Here is a 722-nt window from a genome sequence, read left to right as displayed (position 1 = left end):
TCCTCTTCGCACCCATCAATGTTCGCGCATTGATCGTTGAGGATTTTTTTGTGACCAAGCCTACCCAATACCGTGACGTTGAAATCCGTGCCGCACGCGGCAACACGCTGACCGCCAAAAGCTGGCTGACTGAAGCGCCGCTGCGCATGTTGATGAACAACCTCGACCCGCAGGTTGCCGAAAATCCGAAAGAACTGGTGGTGTACGGCGGTATCGGCCGTGCGGCACGTAACTGGGAATGCTACGACAAGATCGTCGAAAGCCTGACCAACCTCAACGACGACGAAACCCTGCTGGTGCAATCCGGCAAACCCGTCGGCGTGTTCAAGACCCACAGCAACGCCCCGCGCGTGCTGATCGCCAACTCCAACCTGGTACCGCACTGGGCGAGCTGGGAGCATTTCAACGAACTGGATGCCAAGGGCCTGGCCATGTACGGCCAGATGACCGCCGGCAGCTGGATCTACATCGGCAGCCAGGGCATCGTGCAGGGCACCTACGAAACCTTCGTCGAAGCCGGTCGCCAGCACTACAACGATGACCTCAAGGGCCGTTGGGTCCTGACTGCCGGCCTCGGCGGCATGGGCGGCGCCCAGCCACTGGCCGCGACCCTGGCCGGTGCCTGCTCGCTGAACATCGAATGCCAGCAGGTCAGCATCGACTTCCGCCTGAGCAGCCGCTACGTCGACGAACAAGCCACCGACCTCGACGACGCCCTGGCG

1 pseudogene is annotated in these 722 nt (G+C 61.6%); it reads left to right on the top strand.

The features are described 5' to 3' along the window. Positions 1–50: 50 nt before the first annotated feature. Positions 51–722, top strand: a pseudogene (locus HX846_RS33360) (urocanate hydratase); the annotation flags it as partial.

The organism is Pseudomonas sp. K5002 (assembly GCF_013386655.1).
In the GTDB taxonomy this organism is placed as follows: domain Bacteria; phylum Pseudomonadota; class Gammaproteobacteria; order Pseudomonadales; family Pseudomonadaceae; genus Aquipseudomonas.
This window is presented reverse-complemented; position numbering and strand designations above follow the sequence as displayed.